25 protein-coding genes are annotated in these 23,826 nt (G+C 38.4%); 1 reads left to right on the forward strand and 24 read right to left on the reverse strand.

Annotation, left to right across the window (positions count from 1 at the left end; genetic code table 11):
- Nucleotide 1: 1 nt before the first annotated feature.
- The 11 genes from rnc to MHH98_RS16930 form a co-directional block, all read right to left on the reverse strand.
- Entirely contained in the window at nt 2-763 is a 762-nt protein-coding gene (gene rnc, locus MHH98_RS16880) for a ribonuclease III (RefSeq protein WP_412104688.1), read from the reverse strand.
- 130 nt (nt 764-893) lie between these two features.
- Nucleotides 894-1,130 carry an acyl carrier protein gene (locus tag MHH98_RS16885; protein WP_038183995.1) on the reverse strand — a complete coding sequence of 79 codons (237 nt, stop codon included), beginning with the start codon at nt 1,128-1,130 and terminating at the stop codon, nt 894-896.
- A 58-nt stretch (nt 1,131-1,188) separates the two neighbouring features.
- The gene (fabG, locus tag MHH98_RS16890) at nt 1,189-1,935 is read right to left on the reverse strand and encodes a 3-oxoacyl-[acyl-carrier-protein] reductase (protein WP_038183993.1); all 747 of its coding nucleotides are present in this window, start codon (nt 1,933-1,935) and stop codon (nt 1,189-1,191) included.
- On the reverse strand, nt 1,916-2,878 hold the full coding sequence (gene fabD, locus MHH98_RS16895) for an ACP S-malonyltransferase (RefSeq protein WP_038183991.1): 963 nt from the start codon (nt 2,876-2,878) through the stop codon (nt 1,916-1,918). Before fabD ends, fabG begins: the two co-directional genes overlap by 20 nt.
- A gap of 2 nt (nt 2,879-2,880) precedes the next feature.
- Nucleotides 2,881-3,867, reverse strand: a complete 987-nt coding sequence (gene plsX / locus MHH98_RS16900; RefSeq protein ID WP_038183989.1) for a phosphate acyltransferase PlsX — start codon at nt 3,865-3,867, stop codon at nt 2,881-2,883.
- Complete coding sequence (gene fapR / locus MHH98_RS16905; protein WP_038183987.1) at nt 3,868-4,443, reverse strand: transcription factor FapR; 576 nt, start codon at nt 4,441-4,443, stop codon at nt 3,868-3,870.
- A gap of 128 nt (nt 4,444-4,571) precedes the next feature.
- Nucleotides 4,572-6,620 (reverse strand): ATP-dependent DNA helicase RecG, encoded by a 2,049-nt coding sequence (recG, locus tag MHH98_RS16910; RefSeq protein ID WP_038183985.1) that lies wholly within the window; start codon nt 6,618-6,620, stop codon nt 4,572-4,574.
- Nucleotides 6,613-7,509, reverse strand: a complete 897-nt coding sequence (gene sdaAA, locus MHH98_RS16915; protein ID WP_038183983.1) for an L-serine ammonia-lyase, iron-sulfur-dependent, subunit alpha — start codon at nt 7,507-7,509, stop codon at nt 6,613-6,615. The genes recG and sdaAA overlap by 8 nt, the downstream gene beginning before the upstream one ends.
- 11 nt (nt 7,510-7,520) lie before the next feature.
- Complete coding sequence (sdaAB, locus tag MHH98_RS16920; protein ID WP_038183982.1) at nt 7,521-8,183, reverse strand: L-serine ammonia-lyase, iron-sulfur-dependent subunit beta; 663 nt, start codon at nt 8,181-8,183, stop codon at nt 7,521-7,523.
- A 177-nt stretch (nt 8,184-8,360) separates the two neighbouring features.
- Entirely contained in the window at nt 8,361-10,022 is a 1,662-nt protein-coding gene (locus MHH98_RS16925) for a DAK2 domain-containing protein (protein ID WP_038183981.1), read from the reverse strand.
- Nucleotides 10,023-10,040: 18 nt separating this feature from the next.
- The gene (locus MHH98_RS16930) at nt 10,041-10,403 is read right to left on the reverse strand and encodes an Asp23/Gls24 family envelope stress response protein (protein WP_038183979.1); all 363 of its coding nucleotides are present in this window, start codon (nt 10,401-10,403) and stop codon (nt 10,041-10,043) included.
- A gap of 230 nt (nt 10,404-10,633) precedes the next feature.
- Here MHH98_RS16930 and rpmB point away from each other — a divergent pair, with 230 nt between their 5' ends.
- Entirely contained in the window at nt 10,634-10,822 is a 189-nt protein-coding gene (gene rpmB, locus MHH98_RS16935) for a 50S ribosomal protein L28 (RefSeq protein ID WP_038183978.1), read from the forward strand.
- A 33-nt stretch (nt 10,823-10,855) separates the two neighbouring features.
- On the opposite strand, the gene spoVM is transcribed toward rpmB, so the two are convergent.
- From spoVM to rpoZ, 13 genes are all read right to left on the reverse strand, one after another.
- Nucleotides 10,856-11,008, reverse strand: a complete 153-nt coding sequence (gene spoVM, locus MHH98_RS16940; protein WP_081730071.1) for a stage V sporulation protein SpoVM — start codon at nt 11,006-11,008, stop codon at nt 10,856-10,858.
- 14 nt (nt 11,009-11,022) lie between these two features.
- Nucleotides 11,023-11,679, reverse strand: coding sequence for a thiamine diphosphokinase (locus MHH98_RS16945; protein ID WP_038183976.1), 657 nt, complete (start codon nt 11,677-11,679; stop codon nt 11,023-11,025).
- Nucleotides 11,676-12,341, reverse strand: a complete 666-nt coding sequence (gene rpe / locus MHH98_RS16950; protein ID WP_038183974.1) for a ribulose-phosphate 3-epimerase — start codon at nt 12,339-12,341, stop codon at nt 11,676-11,678. The genes MHH98_RS16945 and rpe overlap by 4 nt, the downstream gene beginning before the upstream one ends.
- 2 nt (nt 12,342-12,343) lie before the next feature.
- Nucleotides 12,344-13,225, reverse strand: a complete 882-nt coding sequence (rsgA, locus tag MHH98_RS16955) for a ribosome small subunit-dependent GTPase A (protein WP_038183972.1) — start codon at nt 13,223-13,225, stop codon at nt 12,344-12,346.
- An 11-nt stretch (nt 13,226-13,236) separates the two neighbouring features.
- On the reverse strand, nt 13,237-15,219 hold the full coding sequence (gene pknB, locus MHH98_RS16960; protein ID WP_038183970.1) for a Stk1 family PASTA domain-containing Ser/Thr kinase: 1,983 nt from the start codon (nt 15,217-15,219) through the stop codon (nt 13,237-13,239).
- A gap of 2 nt (nt 15,220-15,221) precedes the next feature.
- Nucleotides 15,222-15,971, reverse strand: a complete 750-nt coding sequence (locus MHH98_RS16965; protein ID WP_038183967.1) for a Stp1/IreP family PP2C-type Ser/Thr phosphatase — start codon at nt 15,969-15,971, stop codon at nt 15,222-15,224.
- A 14-nt stretch (nt 15,972-15,985) separates the two neighbouring features.
- Nucleotides 15,986-17,086, reverse strand: coding sequence for a 23S rRNA (adenine(2503)-C(2))-methyltransferase RlmN (gene rlmN / locus MHH98_RS16970; protein WP_038183964.1), 1,101 nt, complete (start codon nt 17,084-17,086; stop codon nt 15,986-15,988).
- The gene (gene rsmB, locus MHH98_RS16975; RefSeq protein WP_038183961.1) at nt 17,086-18,453 is read right to left on the reverse strand and encodes a 16S rRNA (cytosine(967)-C(5))-methyltransferase RsmB; all 1,368 of its coding nucleotides are present in this window, start codon (nt 18,451-18,453) and stop codon (nt 17,086-17,088) included. The genes rlmN and rsmB overlap by 1 nt, the downstream gene beginning before the upstream one ends.
- Nucleotides 18,450-19,391 carry a methionyl-tRNA formyltransferase gene (fmt, locus tag MHH98_RS16980; protein ID WP_038183958.1) on the reverse strand — a complete coding sequence of 314 codons (942 nt, stop codon included), beginning with the start codon at nt 19,389-19,391 and terminating at the stop codon, nt 18,450-18,452. Before fmt ends, rsmB begins: the two co-directional genes overlap by 4 nt.
- A complete protein-coding gene (gene def, locus MHH98_RS16985) occupies nt 19,388-19,888 on the reverse strand; it encodes a peptide deformylase (protein WP_038183955.1) in 501 nt (166 codons plus the stop codon). Before def ends, fmt begins: the two co-directional genes overlap by 4 nt.
- A 26-nt stretch (nt 19,889-19,914) precedes the next feature.
- On the reverse strand, nt 19,915-22,323 hold the full coding sequence (gene priA / locus MHH98_RS16990) for a primosomal protein N' (RefSeq protein WP_340713288.1): 2,409 nt from the start codon (nt 22,321-22,323) through the stop codon (nt 19,915-19,917).
- Nucleotides 22,320-23,525 carry a bifunctional phosphopantothenoylcysteine decarboxylase/phosphopantothenate--cysteine ligase CoaBC gene (gene coaBC, locus MHH98_RS16995; protein ID WP_340711562.1) on the reverse strand — a complete coding sequence of 402 codons (1,206 nt, stop codon included), beginning with the start codon at nt 23,523-23,525 and terminating at the stop codon, nt 22,320-22,322. The genes priA and coaBC overlap by 4 nt, the downstream gene beginning before the upstream one ends.
- Before the next feature lie 74 nt (nt 23,526-23,599).
- Nucleotides 23,600-23,824: a DNA-directed RNA polymerase subunit omega gene (rpoZ, locus tag MHH98_RS17000; RefSeq protein ID WP_038183947.1), complete on the reverse strand. Its 225-nt coding sequence runs from the start codon at nt 23,822-23,824 to the stop codon at nt 23,600-23,602.
- Nucleotides 23,825-23,826: the final 2 nt, after the last annotated feature.

Genomic DNA, 23,826 nt, shown 5'->3' on the forward strand with positions numbered 1-23,826 from the left:
ATTATACCTCCTGATTGTCAGCTGACTGTTTTTGCAATTCAATCATTGCACTTTGAGCAGCTCTTTGTTCAGCTTCTTTCTTCGATTTTCCGTGACCAACACCTAATTCGCGCTCATTCAATAAAACATGTGACACGAATGTACGATTATGTGCTGGTCCGTTTTCATTAATAATCTCATATTGAAGCGCACCAGAATTGGCTTGTTGCACCATTTCTTGTAGCTGACTTTTAAAATCCATCACATGCGAAAAAGCACCGATTTCTACTTTTGGATAAACGACACGTTCTAAAAATCCAACGACTGTTTCTAATCCTTGGTCTAAATATAGTGCACCAACAAATGCTTCAAAACAATCTGCAAGAAGAGCTGGGCGTTCTCGACCACCTGTTAATTCTTCACCTTTTCCTAGTAAAACGTATTTCCCAAAGTTTAATTCATTTGCAAAAATGACTAATGACGGTTCGCATACTATTGCTGCACGCAATTTTGTAAGCTCACCTTCACTCATTTTAGGGAATTTAAGGAAAAGAAATTTAGAGACAGATAGTTCTAACACTGCATCTCCTAAAAATTCTAGGCGTTCGTTATCTTCAAATAGTTTACGACGATGCTCATTCACATATGATGAATGCGTAAATGCATTGTAAAGTAAACTTGCATTATCAAAATGCAATCCTAAATTATTTAATAATTCCTCAAATTGGAGGCGTGCTTTCTCGGAAATTGCACCATTTTTTTGTGAGAGTCCCTTTTTTTTCATCATCGTCATCAACCTTCTTATCTTCCTTTTGATACTCCTGTTTAGTTTACCTTTTTCTCTTACAATGTGCAAAAACAAAAAGAGACACTTCCTTCAAAATTATGAAAGAAGTGCCCCTAGCAATGTATAATTAGCCAATTTTGCTTTCGATGAATGATACCGCGTTTCCAACAGTTGCAATTTTCTCTGCATCCTCGTCGTCAATTTGCATATCGAATTCTTCTTCAAGTTCCATTACTAGTTCTACTACATCTAGTGAATCCGCACCTAAATCATCACGGAAAGAAGCTTCTAATTTCACTTCGCTCTCGTCGACACCTAAACGGTCAACAACAACTTTAGTTACACGTTCTATAACAGTTGCCAAATCTGTCACCTCCCCTCAATGATTATACATAAAAAGCCCGTTTGTTCATAGGCATAAATTACATGACCATTCCACCATCTACATGGATTGTTTGTCCTGTAATATAACTTGCATCATCTGACGCTAAAAATAGTACGACTTTTGCAACGTCTTTTGGATCTCCTAGCTTCGCTAATGGAATTTGTCCAAGCATTTGATCTTTTACTTCAGCAGGCAGTTCATCTGTCATTTCTGTCGCAATAAAACCAGGTGCTACAGCATTAACATAAATATTACGCGCTGCTAATTCTTTTGCAGTTGTTTTCGTTAAACCAATAACACCTGCTTTTGCCGCAACATAGTTTGCTTGACCTGCATTACCAGAAACACCAACAATCGATGCAACATTAATAATACGACCAGCACGTTGTTTCATCATTTGGCGTGAGACAGCCTTCGTACATAGGAATACACCTTTTAGGTTAGTATTCATTACGTCATCCCAGTCCTGTTCTTTCATACGCATTAATAGATTATCACGTGTTATCCCAGCATTATTTACAAGAATATCAAGACTACCAAATGTATCTGTTGCAGCCTTCATTAAAGCTGTTACTTCGTCAGCATCAGCTACATTTGCTTGGACTGCGATTGCTTCGCCGCCATTCCCAGTAATTTCTGCTACTACTTCTTCAGCTTTAGATTGGCTACCGCTATAATTGACAACAACCCGCGCACCTTGTTCTGCTAATTCTAATGCAATGGCACGGCCGATACCTCTTGAAGCACCAGTTACAACAGCTGTTTTACCCTCTAGCTTCTTCATGAGACCACTCCTTCGACGCTTCTACAACTTGTTCAAACGTTGCTTCATCATATACACAATACGTTTTCACTTGACGATCTACTTTTTTTACAAGTCCGCTTAATACTTTTCCAGGACCACATTCGATAAATACGTCCACACCCAGGTCGATCATTTTTCGAACAGAATCTTCCCATAATACAGGTGAGTACAATTGTTCTACTAATAGTTGCTGGATTTCATTTTGTTCTGTTACTGGTTTAGCCGTAACATTTGAGATTACTGGAATTTTAGCATCTTGCATTGCTTTTTGCTTTAAATTCTCTTGTAACTTGCCAGCAGCTGGACGCATTAATTCAGAATGGAATGGCCCGCTCACTACTAAAGGAAGTGCACGTTTTGCTCCTGCTTCCTTCGCCTTAACACTCGCCTTGTCTACTCCAGTCTTTGTACCAGAAATCACAATTTGACCTGGGCAATTTAAGTTAGCAAGCTGTACAACTTCTCCTGATGCTGAAACTTCGTCCGTCACAGCTTTCAACGCATCTCGGTCCAAGCCTAAAATAGCAGCCATAGCGCCTTCACCTGCAGGTACTGCTTCGTTCATAAACATTCCTCGACTATGTACGGCTTGTACGCCATCTTGAAATGACATTACCCCTGAAGCCACTAACGCTGTATATTCACCTAAGCTATGTCCCGCAGTGTAATCTGGTGTAATACCTACTTTTGTCAGTTTATCAGCAATCATTGCACTTGTCGTTAACAATGCAGGTTGCGCGTTGTAAGTCAATGTCAAATCTTCAGCTGGACCTTCAAGCATTAACTTTGATAATGAATAACCTAATAATTCATCTGCCTTATTATAGTAGGCTTTGCACTCTTGGTGCTCAGCCACAAATTCGGCTCCCATACCAACTGATTGTGAGCCCTGTCCTGGAAAGATAAAAGCGATTTTCGTCATGATTAGTTCTCCTTTGAAATTGTAGAATCAATCGTTGCACATACGTTGTGTTTAACCATAATATTTGCTTGGCGAATAGCACTAGCAAAAGCATTTGCATTTGATGAGCCATGCGCTTTTACTACCGGTGCTTTTAAACCGAATAAAGCGGCTCCACCATACTCTGTGTAGTCCATTTTAGTTTTAATTTCTTTTAAATTACTCTTCATCATTAACGCTGCAACTTTTGTTTTCCCTGAAGCCATAAATGCTCCTTTTAACATAGAAAAGATGCTATCAGCTGTACCTTCGATTGTTTTTAACACCATATTACCTGTAAACCCATCAGTCACGACAACATCTGCAGCACTATTTAATAATTCACGTGCTTCAACATTACCGATAAAGTTAATTGGTGCTTCTTGCAATAAACCAAAAGCAGCTTTAGTAAGCTCATTTCCTTTTTTATCTTCTGTCCCGATATTCAATAATCCGACTGTTGGATTTTGAATATCTCGTACTTGTTGTGCATAAATGCTAGCCATAATTGCAAATTGAGCCAAGTTTTCTGGTTTTGCATCGGCATTTGATCCAAGATCTAACATATCAAAACCTTTACCATCTAAAGTTGGTAAGGTAGTTGATAATGCAGGACGATCAATACCTTTAATACGACCTACTACAAATAATCCAGCGGCCATTAATGCACCTGTATTCCCTGCTGATACGCAAGCGTCTGCTTCACCATTCTTAACTGCCTCTGCCATTTTCACCATTGATGCATCTTTCTTACGACGTACTGCACGAACTGGTTCGTCGTCACCTTCAATTACTTCTTCACAATTAATCACAGTTAAGCGCTCATGATCTTTTAAATAAGGCTGCATTGCCTGTTTTTGACCAAATAATTGGATTTCGATGTCTGCAGAAGCTTCTAACGCTTTATATACGCCTTCGATAATGGCTTGTGGTGCATTGTCTCCACCCATGCCGTCTATTGCTATTTTCATTTATTTTTCACCTTTTCCTTTCGTACGGTACATTTCGAATTTACCAGCGAAAACAACTTCATTTTCAACAGTAGAGGTTAACTCGATAAATGTTCGACTTTTGCTGTCATCCTTGCCTGTGACAAGTGCTTTTGAAATTACTCTGTCACCTGCTCGTACTGGTTTAACAAAGTGGATTTCTGAATGCACAGTTAGGGCTAAGTCATCATCAATCACTGCTACAGCGAGTGAATTTGCTTGAGCAAATAGATGATGTCCCCTCGCAATGCCATTACGCTGGAAGACATGCTCTTCTTTCACGTCAAAAATGGAAAGGGCTCTTTCGTCTAATTCAATATCTATAATGTCACCAATCACTTCATCAATTGGTAAAGATTTTACATCATTTTCAAAATTATGAGCAGCCACACCTTTAATTCGTTCACGTAATTCTGGTATCGATAACTCCATTCGATCTAATCGAATCGTTTGTACGCTCACATTAAATTGACTGGCTAGCTGTTCATCGGTGACGAATGGATTATCGATTATTGTTTGCTGCAATAATTTTTGTCGTTCTTTTTTAGAGTACTTCATTTTTTTCGCCACCTTTCAAAAATTAGCACTTGGTACTAATATCAGTATATAAATTAAAAAAAGAGAATGCAAGAGTTGTTTTAAACTCTTTTTCGCATTCTCTCCCTTTTCAACAAAAATAATTCATATCAATCGATACGATCACCATTTAATACACCAGACTCCGCTAGCATATTACGTAGCTGCTCACAGTCATCTGCTTGCCAAAATTCTTCAGTTGATAGGAGCTTCTCTGCATCTTGTCTCGCCACTTCTAATGCTCTGTAATCATGGACGAGATCAGCCATTTTAAATTCAGGCAAACCACTTTGTTTTTTACCAAAGAAATCACCTGGACCACGTAATTCTAAATCTTTTTCCGCTAAACGAAAACCGTCATTGGTTTCCGTCATTGAAATCATTCGCTCTTTGCCATCTTCTGATTTTGGATCTGCCAATAATACGCAATAGGATTGATGTTCGCCACGACCCACACGACCTCGCAATTGATGGAGCTGAGCCAAACCAAAACGCTCTGCATCATAGACGATCATAAATGTTGCATTTGGTACATTCACTCCAACTTCTACAACCGTTGTTGAAACAAGCACATGCAACTGCCCTTCACTAAACTCACGCATCACCGCATCTTTTTCTTCTGCAGGTAATCGACCATGCATGAGCCCGACTTTATATTTCTCACCGAATAATGTAGTCAGTTGTGTGTAAACATCCACTGCATTCTGCACATCTAGTTTATCTGATTCTTCTATTAAGGGACAAATAACATATGCTTGTCGGCCCATTGCCAGTTCCTTTGTCATTTGGGATAACACTTGATTAAATTGTTCCTTTTTAGCCCAATTTGTCTGAATTTCTTTTCGTCCAGCAGGTAATTCGTCAATAATTGACACATCCATTTCTCCGAAAGCGGTAATCGACAAAGTTCGAGGGATTGGTGTCGCTGTCATGAATAGTACATCTGGATTTTCCCCTTTATCACGTAAAATACGACGTTGTTCTACACCAAATCGATGTTGTTCATCTGTAATCACTAGACCAAGTTTATAAAATTCCACATCCGGCTGAATTAATGCATGTGTTCCAATTAAAATATCTATCTCACCGTTTTTTAATTGTTCCAGAAGTATACGACGAGCCTTTGTTTTGGTTGAACCCGATAGAAGAGCCACTTCTACTCCTAGTGGCCTTAACCATTCATCAAGTGACTCTCCGTGCTGCTCAGCTAAAATCTCAGTTGGAGCCATTAGAGCACCTTGAAAACCCGCTGTCACAGCAGCGTATAATGCAATGGCCGCTACAACAGTTTTCCCAGAACCAACATCCCCTTGTAACAGGCGATTCATACGATGAGGCTCTAGTAAATCTCGACATATTTCATTGACAACACGTTTTTGCGCATTCGTTAATTCATATGGCAAAGTTAGAAAAAACTTTTTTAGTTTCTCTAAATCATAGTGAATAGATAAACCCTGCTCTTGTTCTTTACGAATTTTACGTAAGGCTTGTATTCGTAATTGAAATCGCAACAACTCTTCGTAAACAAAACGCCTTCTTGCTTGCTTGGCATGATTCGCATCTATCGGAAAATGAACACCTTCTAGCGCATCTGCGACAGGTAACAATTTATAGGCCGTTCTTAAATGACTAGGCAAAGATTCTACAATTGCTGATTTCGATTCATCTAGTACTTGACGCATATAATTACGGAATTTTTTTTGATGCATACCGCTTTTCAAGCTATAAACTGGCTCAAAGTCAGCATGATCTACTTTCGGGCCAAATGTAATTTGGGTGCCATTAATAACTTGACGACCGCGATCCCACTTCCCCGTTACAGTCGCTATAGAACTAGGTATCATTTTATTCTTTAAGTATAATTGGTTGAAGAAAACGACTTTTATTAAATGGCGTCCTACAAGCATTTGCACTTGTAGACGCGATTTATTTTTCCCTAAAAACAGGGCAACTGGTTCACTTTCAATACGCCCTTCAACCGTAACACGTTCATTATGTGGCGTTTCTGCTAAATCCTTTAATCTAAAATCTTCATGTCGATAAGGAAAGGTCCAAAGTAAGTCATTGAAAGTTTCAATGCCCATGCTATGAAGTGCTTCTCCCATCCCTTTTCCGACACCTTTTAAATTCGTGACAGGCTGGAGCAAAAGATCATTCACTTTGCAGCACTGCCCCTCCGAAGATTTTAGCCTCCAATGCTCTACCTGTCGGTGTAGCTGCTAGGCCACCTTGTCCAGTTTCTCTTAGTGCAGAAGGCATTGTACGTCCAATACGATACATAGCATCAATGACTTCATCTGTGGGAATTCTACTCGTCACACCTGCTAAAGCCATATCAGCAGCAACAATTGCATTCGCTGCTCCCATAGCGTTACGTTTTACACATGGCACTTCTACTAATCCAGCTACAGGATCACAAACGAGTCCAAGCATGTTTTTCAATGAAATCGAAAAAGCGTGCGCACTTTGTTGAGGGGTACCTCCTGCCATTTCAACAATTGCAGCAGCAGCCATTGCTGCAGCAGAACCTACTTCAGCTTGACATCCACCTGCTGCACCTGAGATGGATGCATTATTTGCTACAACAAAACCGAATGCCCCTGAAGTGAATAAATAACGAATCATTTGTTCCTTCGTTGGATTTAATTTATTTTTCACCGCAAAAAGTGTACCCGGTACAACACCCGCCGAACCTGCTGTTGGCGTTGCACAAATGGTACCCATCGCTGCATTCACTTCGTTCGTTGCAACAGCTTTACTTACTGCGTCTAATAAAAGGTCTCCTGCTAAAGATTTTCCTGTCGCAATGTAATTCTGAAGTAAGACTGCATCTCCTCCAGTTAAGCCAGTTACAGAATGCACACCTTTTAAACCGCGTTCAACAGCTTCTTCCATAACAGTTAAATTGCGAGTCATTTGAGTCATAATTTCTTCACGTGTACGTTCAGTAATTAACATCTCTTGCTCTATCATAATTTCTGAAATTTGTTTATTTTCACTTTCAGCTAATGCCACTAATTCTCTAACATTATGAAATAATACTTCCATTTTTCTACCTCCTAGTTTTTAATGCGTGTTACTTTAGTAATATTCGGTAGAGTTGACATTTCATCTAAAATGGATTTGTCGATATTTTGGTCAACTTCAATAACCATTAATGCCATATTGCCACGTTCTTTTCGTGAAACTTCCATATGACCAATATTAATATTATAACCTGCTAAACAGTTTGCAACCGCCGCTATACAGCCTGCTCGGTCATCATGCACAACTAGAATTGCCGGCATCCCCCCAGATAACCGAAGCGGGAAACCATTTAATTCTATAATTTCAATACTTCCTCCGCCTATCGAAATACCTACCATCGACATTTCTGTTTCATCGTCTCCAATTACTAGACGCGCTGTATTTGGATGTTCTGTATGCGCTGTTTCTGGAATAAATTCAAATGTTAAGTTAGCTTTTTCTGCATCAGCAAAAGCCGTTTTTATGCGTTCATCAAACGTATCGTAGTCTAGTAGACCTCCGATAATTGCAACATCTGTCCCATGCCCTTTATAAGTTTCTGCAAAAGAGCCATATAGATGTATTTTCGCCCATTTTGGTTGGCCCCCAAACAAGTCACGTGCGACGCGACCAATTCGTGCTGCACCGGCTGTATGTGATGAGGATGGCCCAATCATAACCGGGCCGATAATATCGAATACCGATGTGTATTTCATAAAAAAAATGCCCCCTTGCTTAATCGTTGTTAGTCGTAACACCATTCTACATGATAATTTAAGACTATACCAAGTATTTGATACAGCGCAAAAAAGTAGCACACTCTAATAGCGCGCTACTTTTGAATAACTGTTTAATTTAAATACCACAATTTCCGAAAAAACTTTAAGTACTCTTTATTCAACAGAAAGAATAAATGGATACAATGGTTGTTTACCGTTATGAACTTCCACTTCAACATCTGGATAGTTTTCTTCGATAAAGCTTGTAAATGTATTAACTTCTGATTCATCTGCATCTTGTCCATAAAGAACTGTTACGATTTCCGAATCCTCATCAATCATTGATTGAATTAAAGTTTCTGAAGCTGCTGCTAGTGAAGTTGTTGCTTCCACAATTTTACCTTCAGAAATAGCCATAAAGTCGCCTTTATGAATTTCAACGCCATCAATAGAAGTATCACGAACAGCAAATGTCACTTGTCCAGTTTTCACATGAGCAAATGCCGATGTCATATTTGCTTTATTCTCTTCAACTGAAGCATCAGGATTAAATGCAAGAACTGCTGCCATTCCTTGAGGCACTGATTTTGTTGGTACGACCGCAGCTTCAATGTCTAATACTTCAGCTGCTTGCTCTGCTGCCATTACGATGTTTTTATTATTCGGTAAAATTAGTACGCGTTCTGCCCCTACTGATTTAATAGCGTTAACGATATCCTCAGTTGAAGGATTCATTGTTTGTCCACCCTCGATAACATAAGAAGCGCCAACACTTTCAAGAAGCTCAGCAACACCCGATCCCATTGCCACTGTAACAATTGCATATGGATGTTTTTTCTGTACTTTTTTAGCTGACTCATTAGTATGACCTTCGCCAACGATGTCTGTATGTTGCTGACGCATATTGTCGACTTTCACTTTAATCAAGCTACCAAATTGGTGTCCGTAAGCAATTACTTCACCTGGTTGTTCAGAGTGAATGTGAATTTTCACCACTTCATCATCTGAAATGACAAGTAAAGAATCTCCATAATGACTTAAATCTTCACGGAATTTTGCTTCATCAAAAGGTTTACCACCTAATTTCTCGTCTTCGAAACGAACCATAAACTCAGTACAGTAACCGTACACAATTTCTGATGTATCCATGAAGTCTTGTACTTTATGATGTTCAGCATTTACTAAATCATCCATTGAAGATGCTACAGTTTTTTCTGGAAGTGCTTCACCTTTAAGTGATGCTACAAAACCTTCATAAACAAACACTAAACCTTGTCCACCACTATCTACTACTCCAACTTCTTTCAGTACAGGTAGTAATTCAGGTGTGTTAGCTAGTGATGCTTTCGCTGCTTTGACTAACTCTTCCATCACAACGATAATATCTTGTTCTGTTTTAGCTACTTCCACAGCATGAGCTGCAGCTTCTCTTGCAACCGTTAAAATAGTACCTTCTACAGGTTTCATAACTGCTTTATATGCAGTATCCACGCCGTATTGGAATGCTTGCGCGAATTGGATGGCATCGACTGTAGCTTCTTTTTCGATTGCTTTACCAAAGCCTCGGAATAGTTGCGATAGGATAACACCTGAGTTACCACGCGCTCCCATTAATAATCCTTTTGATAAGGCTTGGGCTGTTTTACCGATATGTTCCACAGCATTTGCTTCAGTTTCCTTTGCACCTGATGTCATCGATAAATTCATATTTGTACCTGTATCGCCATCTGGCACAGGGAATACGTTTAAAGAATCCACATAATCTGCATTTTGGAATAGGTGATGTGATCCCATTTGCACCATTTCGGCAAATTTAATCCCGTCTAATGACTTCATTTGAATGAGTTCCTCCTCTTACACGTTCGCTACGCGAACACCTTGCACATAGATATTGACTGATTTCACTGCCATTCCGAGTGTTTTATCTAGTGTATATTTTACTTTTGATTGGACTTGGTATGCTACTTCAGAGATTTTAGTGCCGTAGCTAACAATTACATACATATCAATATGTAAATCTTCGCCCTGTTGGCGTACAAGAACACCTTTTGCAAAATTCTCTTTGCGTAAAATGTCTGTTAGTCCATCACGAATTTGGTGTTTACTTGCCATACCTACAATGCCGTAACATTCAAGAGCGGCTCCACCGGCCATTTGTGCGACAACATCATTAGAGATATCAATGTTTCCGAATTCGTTTTTTAATTCAACTGACATAAAAATGCCTCCTGACTCCATTTTGACTAACTCTTATTGTACTATACAAAATTCGATTATAAAAGAAAACCTATACATTCGTCTAGTATAGACTGTAAAGGTTTTTTTCTTGAAAGTCTATCGAAATCAGTTGCATTGCATAAAAGTGTATGTTAAATTATTAAAGTATGTGAAATACCGAACTGAAATTATAATCTTTCAGCTTCTTTTTGTGAGGAGGGAATATAAAAATGCCAAAAAAATGCGTAATTACTGGACGTAGAACTCGTTCCGGCAACGCTCGTTCCCACGCAATGAACGCTAACAAGCGTACATGGGGTGCAAACCTACAAAAGGTCCGTATTCTAGTTGACGGTAAACCGAAACGTGTATGGGTTTCTGCACGAGCTTTGAAATCAGGAAAAGTTGAGCGCGTATAATGCACTCATAATAAATGCCAGGTTGACTTATCGTCACCCTGGCATTTTTTCTTTTTTCTTTCTCTGTTTAGATTTAGCTGTAGCAGTTGTTGATGCTGATGCTGATGTTTCTTTTTGAAATGCTTGTAAACAAACCCTCGCAAATCCACTGACGAATTTTGGCAATTGGAACGTGTATACCTTCAACTCTCCACTCCTCGCTAGTCATCTATACTTCTTATCATTAAGCATATGCCTGCTGTGAATGAAATAGACGCGATTCCGTCAGATATTTCATTACTTGTAAAACGAGAGGTTCCTACTTCAATTACTTCATTGGTGGTTTCATATAAAACACCGCGCAACGTCATATTCTCTACAGGGCCTTTGAATGCAAAAAAGGACATATATTTATAATGATCATCCTGTACCATTGTATGTTCACCAGGGAGTAAAAATTGTAGTTCATTTGAACGATTTACTATTTTTATATGTAATTGTGGATACGCTAATTGTAAGCGATATACTGTATGCAAATTTGCCTCGTAATGATCTAAACGACCACCTGTTACTCCAGTAATATATACTGTAGTTGGCTCTAATGATAGCGCTTTAATAATTGCGAGTTCAGTATCTGTCTCATTCTTTTCAGGTGAGTAACGTTCAATATGAGGTACTCGCTCGGAAATTTCTTGCCATTCTTCATTTGTTATCGAATCAAAGTCACCGACAGCCATATCTGGAACAATTCCTCTATTTAATAAATACATCGTCCCATGGTCTGTTCCAATGAAAAAAGCATCAGAAAACGAAAGCAAGAAATCGTTGGACACGATCTCTTGCTCAGGGCCTCCAGCACAAATCACAATAGTTTTCATTGGATTGCTTTTTCTCCAGCTAATTGAATTTCTTGTAACGCTTTTGAACGATCTTCTTTGCCGTAAATCGCTGATCCTGCTACGAATATTGTTGCACCAGCTTTTGCGCAAGGAATGATTGTTTCTGCATTAATCCCGCCATCAATTTCAATTTCCACATTCAAGCCTTTTTCTTTAATAATTGTTGAAAGTTGTTCAACTTTAGGCACTACCGAATGAATGAATTTTTGTCCACCAAAGCCCGGATTTACTGTCATGAATAGCACCATATCAATATCTTCTAAAACATGTTGAATTGTTTCGATTGGTGTATGAGGATTTAATACGACACCTGGTTTCACACCATGTGAACGAATTAATTGGATTGTACGATGTAAATGACGGCATGCTTCTACATGTACTGTAATATAATCTGCACCGGCTTTTGCAAAGTCTTCGATATATTGATCTGGATTTTCAATCATTAAATGTACATCAAGCGGTAGATCTGTTACCGGACGTAGAGCCTCCACTACGATTGGGCCCATTGTAATATTCGGTACAAAATGTCCGTCCATTACATCGATATGAATTAATTTTGCTCCTGCTGCTTCAACTTGTTTTACTTCATCAGCTAATTTTGAAAAATTAGCAGCTAAAATAGATGGTGCGATTTTAATCATCGTTAGTACCTCGGCTTTCTATCAATTATTTCTTGCAAAAACTGCAGGTAATGATCATAGCGATACTGCTTAATTTCCTTGTTCTCTATTGCAGCTTTCACAGCACATTTTGGTTCTTTTAAATGTAAACATCCACGAAATTTACAATCCTCCGATAAACGCTGTAATTCCGGGAAACAAGATGTTAATTCTTCTTTTTCAAGTGTATCGAAATCAAAAGAGCTAAATCCAGGCGTATCAGCAATTAACCCTCCAGCAAGAGGGATTAATTCAACATGTCTTGTCGTATGCTTTCCTCGTCCTAGCGCTTCTGATATAACCCCGGTTTTTAATTCTAATGATGGCATAATTGTATTCAATAAAGTAGATTTCCCAACACCAGATTGTCCTGCCAATACAGTTGTTTTACCATCTAAAACCTGTTCAATTTTCACCAGTATTTCCGGATCACTTTTATAGGTTTGAATCACTTCATAACCTATTTCTTGATAATCTTTAACATACTGTTGGATGCCTTCATTTTCTTCTGAAGTTAATAAATCTGTTTTTGTTAAGCAAATAATTGGGTGGATATGGAAAGATTCTAACGCTACTAAAAATTTATCCAATAAAATTGTATTAAAAGCTGGTTCTTTTGCTGAGAAGACAAGGATTGCTTGGTCAATATTCGCCACTGGCGGGCGTACAAGTTCGTTATGACGCTCATGAACGGCTGTGATTGTACCATCATTATTTCCTTCAACCACAAAGTCCACAAAGTCACCAACAAGTGGTGAAATCCCTCTATTTCGGAATACGCCACGACCGCGGCATTGAATTAGTTCACCGTCTGAGTGAACATAATAAAATCCGCTTAACGCTTTTCGGATCTGACCTTTCTCCATTAAATTCCTCCTTATTGTAATTTTTCCATTTTTTCTAGTTGTTCGAAAGTTATTGTCTCATCAATAATTATTTTATCATCTCGGACAATACGATAAATTGCTTTTTGCCCTTCTTCAACTGCTAAAGGAAGTCGTATTTTTTTTGATTCATAAATTTTAAACTGTTGATCAACATCTGCAATTGAGCGCTTACGATCTTGGACGTAAATACGGATTTCTTGCTCCTCGTCCTCTTCTTCAGGGTCGTATGGAATATCAATTATAGCCTCGTAAAATTTTACTGATTTTTGTAGCGGTCCTTTTGAAATAACCACATTAATTGTAGATCCGATACTTGCCATAGTCCCCGCTTGAGGAGTTTGAGAAATAACTTGTCCTTTTGGAACAGTTTCTGAGTTTTCCTCTTTTGCAATGTGGACGTTAAAACCCGATGATTTTGCATAACTTTTAAGCGCATCCTCATCATATCTTAGTAAACTTCCAACTTGCGCCTGCTCTAGACCCTCACTTACAGTAAAAACAATAATAGTGTCTGCAGGTACGACCTCATCACTTGCATCAGGCGTCTGATCTAAAATAGTACCAGGTTCTTGATCAGAGTGTTTAGTTTTAGTTTCGATGTCTTTAAACTTATACTTTGATAGTAATTTTTTTACTTGTTCTATGTCTCGACCTCTATAATCGATCAATGTTACTTTTTTCTGCCCTGAACTTACCATGATATCAATTTCCGAACCTTTTTTAAGCTCTTTTCCAGCAGCCGGATTCGTCGATATAACATCTCCCTCTTTAATATCTTCAGAAGCTTGTTCAGTTTGTCTACCTATCTCAAAGCCCTTCTCTTCTAGTAAATCAATTACCTTCGCTAACTCTTGTCCAGCAACATCTGGAACTTCCACTTTCTTTTCTTTGAATAGATTAGGGTATAGTACCAGGACTAAGATAAACAATAAAAGGAAAGTTATAATACCACTAACGAGTAGCAATAATTTTCTTTTCTTCGATTTCTTTTTACCGCCCTTTTTTTCCTTATGTTTATTATCTTCTACCACTGGTATTTCCTTTGTTTTTTCAATGTCCACATTTCGAATCATTTGTGCCTTAGTAATGGCTGGCATTGCTTTTGTCTCATCGTGGTCAACAGGAGGCATAAATTTCGATTCTTGACTTCGATTTTCTTCAAGAACTGTCGATAAATCTTCCTGAAGTTCTTCAACAGTAAAATATCGGTGTGCTGGATCTTTAGCAGTTGCCTTAAACACAACATTTTCTAAGCTTTGTGGAATAGAGGGCACAATTGCGCGTACTGATGGCGTTTCAGATTGTAAATGTTTCAGTGCGATTGACACTGCTGATTCACCCATAAACGGTAGCTTGCCTGTTAACAATTCGTAGAGTACAATTCCCAATGCATAAATATCCGATTTCTTTGTTGCTGTTCCTCCACGTGCTTGCTCAGGTGACAAATAGTGGACTGTTCCTAAAACTGAATTCGTTTGTGTAAAGGATGTTGCTGTTAATGCAATCGCAATACCAAAATCCGTAATTTTCACATTACCATCTTGATCCATTAAAATATTTTGTGGCTTAATATCGCGATGAACAATTTGATTTTGGTGAGCATGTGCAATAGCTGAGGTTAGTTGCTCCATTATCATGACACATTTCACTGGTGATAAAGGCGCAAATTCCTGTATGTATTGCTTTAATGTTTTGCCTTCAACGTATTCCATTACTAAATAATGCATATCACCATCTTCACCAACATCATAAATACTCACAATATTAGGGTGTGTAAGGCTTGTGGCAGATAGCGCTTCCCTTTGGAAACGTCGGTGAAGTTCCTCTTCATCGGAAAAGCTATATCTTAGTACTTTAATTGCTACATCTCTATCTAGAATCATATCGTGTGCAAGATAAACATTGGACATACCGCCGCCGCCAATCCATTCAAGAACTTTATAACGGCCACTTAATCTTTTTCCAACAAGCATTCTTACACCTCCTTCATATTATCTGCAAATAAAATAAGCGAGATATTATCTTCACCGCCATGTTCATTTGCCAGTTGTATCAGTTGTTCACCTTTTTCCTGAATAGGTAGTGGCAGATGAATAATCGCTTGCATTTCTTGTTTAGTTAATTTGTTACTTAGGCCATCAGAACAAACTAAAAAATATGAATCAGCAACGAATTGCACCGTATAAAAATCTGGTGCAATCGTCGCTTCTGTTCCTAAAGATTTAATGATGTAGTTTTTCTTAGGATGACTTTCGGCTTCTTCTTCACTAATTTCTCCATTATCGACGAGTACATTCACATAAGAGTGATCTCTTGTAATAAGTTGCAAATTAGTTTTCGTGCTGAAATACACACGACTATCTCCGATATGACAAATAATACATTCGTCAGCATCAATCAGAACGGCTATTAAAGTTGTTCCCATGCCGTGACAATTTTCGTGTGATAAAGAATATTGATAAATCGATTCATTGAGTTCTTGAACAGATGCTAATAGCCATTCTTTTTTCAATTCAGTTGATTGAAATGACTCCGCATCTGCTTGCAAAAATAACTGTTCAAATCCAGAAACCGCCATAGCACTAGCTATATCTCCAGCATTGTGTCCACCCATACCATCAGCGACAATGGCAAGTTTATATGCATCTTCACGTTCAATGAATATAGCCCGGTCCTCATTTACCGTTCTTTTCCTTCCAATATCACTCGCTACTATATATTCCACAGCCAGTCACCCCATTAATTCGTCGTTTCTTGCTTTCTCTCCTTCGCACGTAATTGACCACATGCAGCATCAATATCTGAACCGTGCTCGCGTCGAATCGTTACATTAATACCATTATTTTTTAATGTTTTTTCAAAAGAGAAAATATCATTTTTTGGTGTTCGTACATAGTCACGTTCTGGAACATAGTTTACTGGAATCAAGTTCACGTGACATTTAATACCTTTGATTAATTTCGCTAATTCTTCAGCATGTTCTACTTGGTCATTGACTCCTCCAAATAGGCCATATTCAAAACTAACTCGACGACCTGTTTTCTCAGTGTAATAACGAATTGCTTCAATTAGGTCTGGCAATTTATATGCTTTTGCGATTGGCATCAAACGTAGACGTAATTCTTGATTTGGTGCGTGTAATGACAAGGCAAAGTTGATTTGTAATTGTTCATCTGCAAATTTATAAATTGAAGGAATAATACCACTAGTTGAGACTGTGATATGGCGTGCACCAATGTTTAATCCTTTTTCATGATTGATGACTTTTAAGAAGCTCATCATGGCATCATAGTTATCAAACGGTTCACCGATTCCCATGATCACGACATGACTTACTCGTTCACCAACTTCATCTAAAGCTTTTTGAACGTTGACAACTTGCTCAACAATTTCACCAGCTAATAAATGACGTTTTAGTCCTCCTAAAGTAGATGCACAGAATGAACATCCGATACGACAGCCCACTTGTGTCGTTACACAAACAGAGTTCCCATATTCATGACGCATTAACACAGTTTCAATTGAATAGCCGTCTTGTAATTGGAACAAGAACTTGATGGTACCATCTTTAGATTCTTGTTTGATTAATGTGCTTAATGTACTAAGTTCAAAGTCAGCAGCTAATTTATCACGTAATTCTTTCGATAAATTAGACATTTCATCGAATGTTGTTACACGTTTTATATATAACCAGTCAAAAATTTGGCCTGCACGGAATGGTTTTTCACCGTTGTCTTTTAACCAAGTTTGCATTTCTTCTGGTAATAATGAATAAATCGATTGGCGTAATTGTGGTTTTTCTTTTTTCACTCTTACTGGTTTTTGTATTTCTTGATCCATTAGTTTGTAAATTCTCCTTTTTTTCTAAAAGCAGCAACGAAAAAGCCATCACTGCTAAAGTCTTGTGGAAAGACTTGCATCATTCCGTTTGTTTGAAGCTCTTTGAGTACGTCTGGTACATTTGGTACAGGTTCAAGTTCCATATCCGGATGTTTTTCTAAAAATGCAGAAACAGTTCCATCGTTCTCAATTTTATCAACTGTGCAAGTACTGTAAACCATTTTGCCTTCATTTTTTAATAATTCATAAGCTGAATCCAGTAATTGTAATTGTATTGGTTGTAGTGATGAGAAATCTTCTTCTTTTTTTGTATATTTAATATCCGGTTTACGTCTAATAACTCCTAAGCCACTACACGGTGCATCGACTAAAATACGATCGAATGATTGCTTTTCAAATTGCTCAGTTGCTTTTCGACCATCTAATACTTGTGCGTCAATAATAGTTAGGCCTAGACGTTCTGCATTGCTCTTAATAAGCTTAAGTTTATGAGCATGTAAATCAGTTGCGATTAACTCGCCTTCGTTTTTCATTTTTTCAGCAATGTGTGTCGTTTTACCACCCGGTGCAGCACACATGTCTAAAACTCTCATTCCTGGCTCTACTTGCAAAGCGTAAGCCGGAATCATAGAGCTTTCATCTTGAATGGTAATCAAACCATTTTTATAAGATTCTGTACGCGCAGCTTGACCCGTTAATAAATGCAAGCATTCCGGTAACACTTTACTACGCACAACTTCAAATTTCTCACCCCACAAGCTTTCAAGCGCTTGATCTGTAGTTACCTTTGCTGTATTTACTCGAATTGTTTGTTGTGGAGGTAGATTATTTTCAAACAGCATATCAGATGTTTTTTGAATGCCATAAGCTTCTACATAACGGCGTACTAACCAGCTCGGATGACTCGTTTCAATAGAAAGTCGTTCAATCGGATCTTTAATATCCGTCGTATCTCTAATTCCGTCACGTAAGACCGAACGTAAAATGCCGTTTACTGTTTTAGAGACACCTTGATGGCGTGCTCGGTGTTTAGCAATCTCAACGGCTTCATTTACTGCTGCATGGTCAGGAATTTTAGATAGGTATGCAATTTGATATAATGACAAGCGTAGTAACCATCTCACCCAATCATCCAATTTCCCGCGAACAAAAGGCTCTAAATAATAATCTAAAGTCATTTTGTATTGAAGTGTACCGTAAGTAATTTCCGTTAAAAGAGCACGGTCTTTCGGCTTTATATTATATTTTTCAATTGTTTGATGAAGAAGTAAATTACTGTATGCTTGCTGTTTATCTACTGCAAGAAGAATAGTTAATGCTGCGTCGCGAACATTACCATCCCAAATTTTATCTTTCTTTTTTGTCATTCAAAACGGTCCCCAATCTGTAATTTTGACCCGGTACCTCTTAAGTAATCCATCGCAGTCATACGCTTTTTGCCAGCTGGCTGTAAATCTAAAATATTTATTGCTTCTCCGTTACCTGTAGCCACTGTAAAATATTCTTTATCAATAGCAATAACAGTACCAGGATCTTCACTATGTTTTTTATCCGACTTTTGCGCCCACCAAATTTTAATATTATCGCCATTCAATTTCGTATAAGCTACCGGCCATGGATGTAAACCTCTTACTTGGTTATAAATTTCTGTGTTATTTTGCTGCCAATTGACTAGCTCCTGATCACGTGAAATATTATGAGCAAAAGTCACTTTTGCTTCGTCTTGCGGGATGCGATTATTAGTACCTTCGATAATAGAAGGTAACGTTTCTTTTAGTAGGTCGCGACCGATAATACTTAATTTATCAAATAATAGACCTGTATGATCTTGCTCTTCAATTGTGAGTTCTGCTTGTGAAATAATATCACCTGCATCAAGTTTAACTTCCATATACATTATCGTAACACCTGTCTTTTCTTGCCCATCGATTAAGCATTGATGAATAGGTGCTCCACCTCGATAAGCTGGTAGTAATGAAGCATGAACGTTCACACAACCAAGTCTCGGTGTATCTAATAGTTCCTTCGGTAAAATTTGACCAAAAGCTGCTGTCACAATTAAATCGGGATTTAAAGCTATGATTTCTTGCAACTCTTCAGACCCACGAAGTTTCTCTGGTTGAATTACCGGTAACCCTAAACGAACAGCCTCTTCTTTGACAGGTGGTGGTGTTAAAACACGTTTACGACCAACAGGACGATCCGGTTGTGTTACGACGGCTTTAATATCGTATCCTTCTTCATGTAGCATACGCAAAACCGGCACCGAAAAGGCAGGTGTCCCCATAAAGACAATGGAAATCATTCCTGTTCCTCCTCTGCTTCGGCCATTTCTTCTAATTCTTCAAGCGTATAAACACGCATAATTTTCTTATCAAATAACACACCAAACAAATGGTCAATTTCATGTTGAATCACACGTGCATCAAAACCGGCTGCCTCAACTTCATACCATTCTCCATTACGGTCTTGCGCTTTAATATGGACATAATCAGGACGTTCTACATCTCCATAAAGTTCAGGAAAACTCAAACATCCTTCAATCTCTATAGCTGAACCGTCTGTGGCTAAGATCGTTGGATTAATGATTTCCAGAATGGCTCTTTCCTCGCCCATTTCTACAACTGCCGCTTGAATGCTTTTATTTACTTGAGGTGCTGCTATCCCTACACCATCATGCTCAAGCATTGTATCATACATATCATCAAGTAACTTTGCTAGCTCTGCATCAAATTTAGTAACAGGTGCTGCTTTAGTTTCTAACACTTTTGCTGGATTTTTTACAATATCTAATAATGCCATAATGCCCTCTTTTCTTGCGATTATATCTAAATGGATGAAGGGTCTAAATCAACTGTTAATTGAATACCTTTTTTCACCCAGTCTGTTCGATACATGCGAATTAATTGTTGTAAAGTAGCCGTTAAATTAGGCTCTTTTTTATATTTTATCAAACATTGATAGCGATATCTATTTTGCACACGACTAATTGACGCTGCTGTCGGACCGATAATACCAACATTTTGTGATAGTTGCATACGTAACCAATCCACTGCCTTACCTGCATATTCTGCTGCCATCAGTACATCTTCATGCGTAACTTGAATAAGTACGACAAAATAATACGGTGGATAGGCGAAACGCTGTCTCATTTGCATTTCCTGCATATAAAACGGCTCATAATCTTGTTCTTTTGAAAGTTCGATTGCATAGTGCTCCGGTGTATAAGTTTGGATAAATACTTCACCAGGTTTATCGTGACGTCCGGCACGTCCACTTACTTGGGTAAGTAATTGAAATGTTCGCTCCGCAGCTCTAAAGTCCGGTAAATTTAATGACGTATCAGCGCTCAGAACACCAACCAACGTAATGTTAGGGAAATCAAGCCCTTTCGCAATCATCTGTGTTCCTAGTAAAATATCTGCTTCTCCGCGACCAAAGGCATCTAAGATACGTTCATGAGAACCTTTTTGTCTCGTTGTATCAACATCCATACGAAGTACTCTTGCTTCAGGAAAGAACTTATATATTTCACTTTCAACCTTTTGCGTCCCTGTACCGAAAAATCTAATATGTTCACTTTGACATTCAGGGCACTCATGCGGGACTTGTTCTTCATAGCCACAATAGTGGCATTTCAGTTTTTCTTGAGAGCGGTGATAGGTCATAGAAATATCACAGTTTTTACATTGCACAACCGTACCACAATCTCTGCATAACACAAATGAAGAAAAGCCTCTACGATTAAGGAATAATACCATTTGCTCTTTTTTTTCAAGTCGAATACGAATTGCTTCTGCTAACTCCTCAGAGAACATCGAACGATTCCCGTTTTTCAATTGTTCACGCATATCGATAATTTCAACTGTTGGCAGGGATTGCTGCATTGCACGTTTTTTTAATGTCAATAATGTATATACGTGTTTCTTTGCTCTAGCAAAAGATTCCAAAGAGGGAGTTGCACTACCTAATATGACAGGACATTGATGAAATTCACTACGCCAAATAGCTACTTCCCGTGCATGATAACGCGGTGAGTCCTCTTGCTTATAAGTCGACTCATGCTCTTCATCCAATATGAATAACCCTACATTTGTGAAAGGAGCAAAGACAGCTGATCGAGCGCCTACTACAACCTTTACTTCCCCTCTTTGAATCTTTCGCCATTCATCATATTTTTCGCCTTTCGATAAACCACTATGAAGAACAGCAACTAGTTCTCCAAAACGTGAACGAAAACGCTCCGACATTTGAGGTGTTAAAGAAATTTCAGGGACGAGTACTATTGCTTCTTTTCCTTTTTCAAGAGTACTTTGAATAGCCTGTAAATACACTTCCGTTTTCCCACTCCCTGTAATGCCATGCAGTAAAAACGTTGTCGGTAGTTTATTTTTCATCGCTGTTAATATTTGCTGTAATGCTACTTCTTGTTCATCAGTCAGTGCAAGCGGCTTCGTCTTCACTGCATTTTTAGTAAATGGGTCTCGGTATACTTCTTCTTGAATATACTTGGCAGCCCCTTTTTCAATTAGCGCATTAAGAACAGCAGTTGTAATATTTAAGGTTTGACAAAGTTCTTCTGGTGTAAAAACTTCACCTTTATGATCCACCATCCATTCAGCGACCATAACTTGTTTTTTCGCTCTTTTTGGAATATCAGCAGCAATTTGCTGTAACTTCACTTCATCATCCAAAATTTCCAACTTTCGGACAGCCTTTACTTGACCTTGTTGTTTGACGACTGTTTTTATTTGAACTGTTCCTTGTTCAATACTGTATTTCAATGATTTTAGAAATCCAGCAACTTCTACTTTTTTATATGGAATTGATGATTTATTGCCAAAAAGATTTTGCAATTCAGCTGGCAGGTCAGCTAGTGGGCCTGAGAGATGAATGGTTTTTTCGTATTTCGCCCGTAAAGCAGAGGGTAGCATCACTTGTAATGCATCAATTTCAAAGCATAAAGTATGCCTTGTCATCCACTGGGCAAGCTGTAGCATTTCACCTGTTAAGACAGGTTCAATATCGAGTAACTGTGATAGTGCTTTTAGTTTACCTTGTGGAACATCCGTTTCTTCCTTTAAAGCAGTGATGAAACCAAGCACATTACGAGGGCCGAATGGTACTTTCACACGACATCCGGCTTCTACAAGTGCTTGCCATTCTTCTGGAACAGCGTAGTCAAACGGTCGATCCACTGGATAAGCCGCTACGTCTACGATGACTTGCGCAATCACGTTAAACTTTCTTCCCTTGCTAAAATGGTTTTGAATAACTCAAGTGCCAATTCTTTTTTAGGAAGATGAACGAATGTTTTTTCGAAATCATTAAGCCCAACGAGTGTAACCGTATTTGTATCAGTGCCGAAGCCTGCTCCATCTTGCGTTACATCATTAGCAACAATATAATTTGCATTTTTCTTTTCTAACTTACCTTTTGCATACTTTAATACATCATTGGTTTCTGCTGCAAAACCAATTAGTAATTGATCTTTTTTTCGTTCCCCTAATGTCAGTAAAATATCGGTGGTGCGTTCTAATTCAATAATCGCATCACCTGGTTGCTTTTTCATTTTTTGCAAATGCGCCGTTTTTGGACGATAATCCGCTACCGCAGCTGTTTTTACAACAATATTGGCGTCATCATATTCAGCTAACATAGCTTGAAGCATGTCCTCAGCACTTTCCACATGAACAACCCGTACACCCGCTGGAGGCTCAATTGCAACCGAACCTGATACAAGTACAGTTTCTGCACCTAATTTATGTGCTGCAGCAGCCATAGCATAGCCCATTTTCCCAGTTGAGAAATTGGTTAAATAACGTACGGGATCAATTCTTTCACGCGTTGGTCCTGCAGAAATAACAACTTTCTTACCTTTTAAAAGTCCGTTTTTTGGTTCGAAAAACTGGGCAGCTAATGCTGTAATCTTCTCTGGTTCTTCTAAACGACCTTTACCTACATATCCGCAAGCTAAAAAGCCCTCTGATGGTTCAATAAATTCATAGCCATCCTCAGCTAATTGGGCAATATTTCGTCTAACTGCAAGATTATCATACATATGAACATTCATTGCAGGTGCAATCCACACTTTTGCAGTTGTTGCTAATAATGTAGTTGTTACCATATCATCTGCAATGCCGTTTGCAAGTTTACCAATTACATTTGCAGTTGCCGGAGCTACGATGATTAAATCCGCCCAATCTGCTAAATCGATATGTGCAATAACACTTGAATCTTTTTCATCAAAAGTGTCTGTATAAACATCATTTTTAGACATTACTTGAAAGCTTAAAGGTGTTACAAAACGTGTTGCAGATTCAGTCATCATTACTTTCACATGTGCACCAGCTTGAGATAATTTACTCACCAATGCTACTGCTTTGTAGACGGCGATTCCGCCTGAAACACAAAGTAAAATGTTTTTATTTGCAAGCATTTTTTTCTTCCTTTCAAAACGACAAGCTCCCAAAGAAATGTTAATTTCCTCGGGAGCCTCACGTTGTCATGTCATTAAACTTCGTCTTCGTAAATAGCTGATTCGTCTTGGGCTACTTGACTTAAAACGCCAGCAGAAACTTCTTCAAGTGCTTTCCCTACATTCTTATGTGATTTATAAGATGAAAGCCTATAGTCACTACCTTCTTGCATTGCACGTGCTCTTTTTGAAGCAAGGCTAACTAATGAATATTTTGAATCGATTTTTTGTTTTAATACGTCAACAGATGGGTATAACATCT

Origin of the sequence: Viridibacillus sp. FSL H8-0110 (assembly GCF_038003565.1) — a bacterium.
Taxonomy (GTDB): domain Bacteria; phylum Bacillota; class Bacilli; order Bacillales_A; family Planococcaceae; genus Viridibacillus; species Viridibacillus arenosi.

Excerpts from the sequence above, each read along its gene's own strand:
- sdaAB (WP_038183982.1), bottom strand. The coding sequence starts at position 8,183 with ATGAAATACACATCGGTATTCGATATTATCGGCCCGGTTATGATTGGG.
- coaBC (WP_340711562.1), bottom strand. The coding sequence starts at position 23,525 with ATGCTTGCAAATAAAAACATTTTACTTTGTGTTTCAGGCGGAATCGCC.
- fapR (WP_038183987.1), bottom strand. The coding sequence starts at position 4,443 with ATGAAGTACTCTAAAAAAGAACGACAAAAATTATTGCAGCAAACAATA.
- rpmB (WP_038183978.1), top strand. The coding sequence starts at position 10,634 with ATGCCAAAAAAATGCGTAATTACTGGACGTAGAACTCGTTCCGGCAAC.
- fmt (WP_038183958.1), bottom strand. The coding sequence starts at position 19,391 with ATGATTTCCATTGTCTTTATGGGGACACCTGCCTTTTCGGTGCCGGTT.
- rsgA (WP_038183972.1), bottom strand. The coding sequence starts at position 13,225 with ATGGAGAAAGGTCAGATCCGAAAAGCGTTAAGCGGATTTTATTATGTT.
- fabD (WP_038183991.1), bottom strand. The coding sequence starts at position 2,878 with ATGACGAAAATCGCTTTTATCTTTCCAGGACAGGGCTCACAATCAGTT.
- MHH98_RS16925 (WP_038183981.1), bottom strand. The coding sequence starts at position 10,022 with ATGAAGTCATTAGACGGGATTAAATTTGCCGAAATGGTGCAAATGGGA.
- rnc (WP_412104688.1), bottom strand. The coding sequence starts at position 763 with ATGAAAAAAAAGGGACTCTCACAAAAAAATGGTGCAATTTCCGAGAAA.
- MHH98_RS16945 (WP_038183976.1), bottom strand. The coding sequence starts at position 11,679 with ATGAAAACTATTGTGATTTGTGCTGGAGGCCCTGAGCAAGAGATCGTG.
- sdaAA (WP_038183983.1), bottom strand. The coding sequence starts at position 7,509 with ATGGAAGTATTATTTCATAATGTTAGAGAATTAGTGGCATTAGCTGAA.
- rsmB (WP_038183961.1), bottom strand. The coding sequence starts at position 18,453 with ATGACAAAAAAGAAAGATAAAATTTGGGATGGTAATGTTCGCGACGCA.
- plsX (WP_038183989.1), bottom strand. The coding sequence starts at position 3,867 with ATGAAAATAGCAATAGACGGCATGGGTGGAGACAATGCACCACAAGCC.
- rpe (WP_038183974.1), bottom strand. The coding sequence starts at position 12,341 with ATGATTAAAATCGCACCATCTATTTTAGCTGCTAATTTTTCAAAATTA.
- rlmN (WP_038183964.1), bottom strand. The coding sequence starts at position 17,086 with ATGGATCAAGAAATACAAAAACCAGTAAGAGTGAAAAAAGAAAAACCA.
- fabG (WP_038183993.1), bottom strand. The coding sequence starts at position 1,935 with ATGAAGAAGCTAGAGGGTAAAACAGCTGTTGTAACTGGTGCTTCAAGA.
- MHH98_RS16930 (WP_038183979.1), bottom strand. The coding sequence starts at position 10,403 with ATGTCAGTTGAATTAAAAAACGAATTCGGAAACATTGATATCTCTAAT.
- pknB (WP_038183970.1), bottom strand. The coding sequence starts at position 15,219 with ATGCTTGTTGGAAAAAGATTAAGTGGCCGTTATAAAGTTCTTGAATGG.
- rpoZ (WP_038183947.1), bottom strand. The coding sequence starts at position 23,824 with ATGTTATACCCATCTGTTGACGTATTAAAACAAAAAATCGATTCAAAA.
- def (WP_038183955.1), bottom strand. The coding sequence starts at position 19,888 with ATGGCATTATTAGATATTGTAAAAAATCCAGCAAAAGTGTTAGAAACT.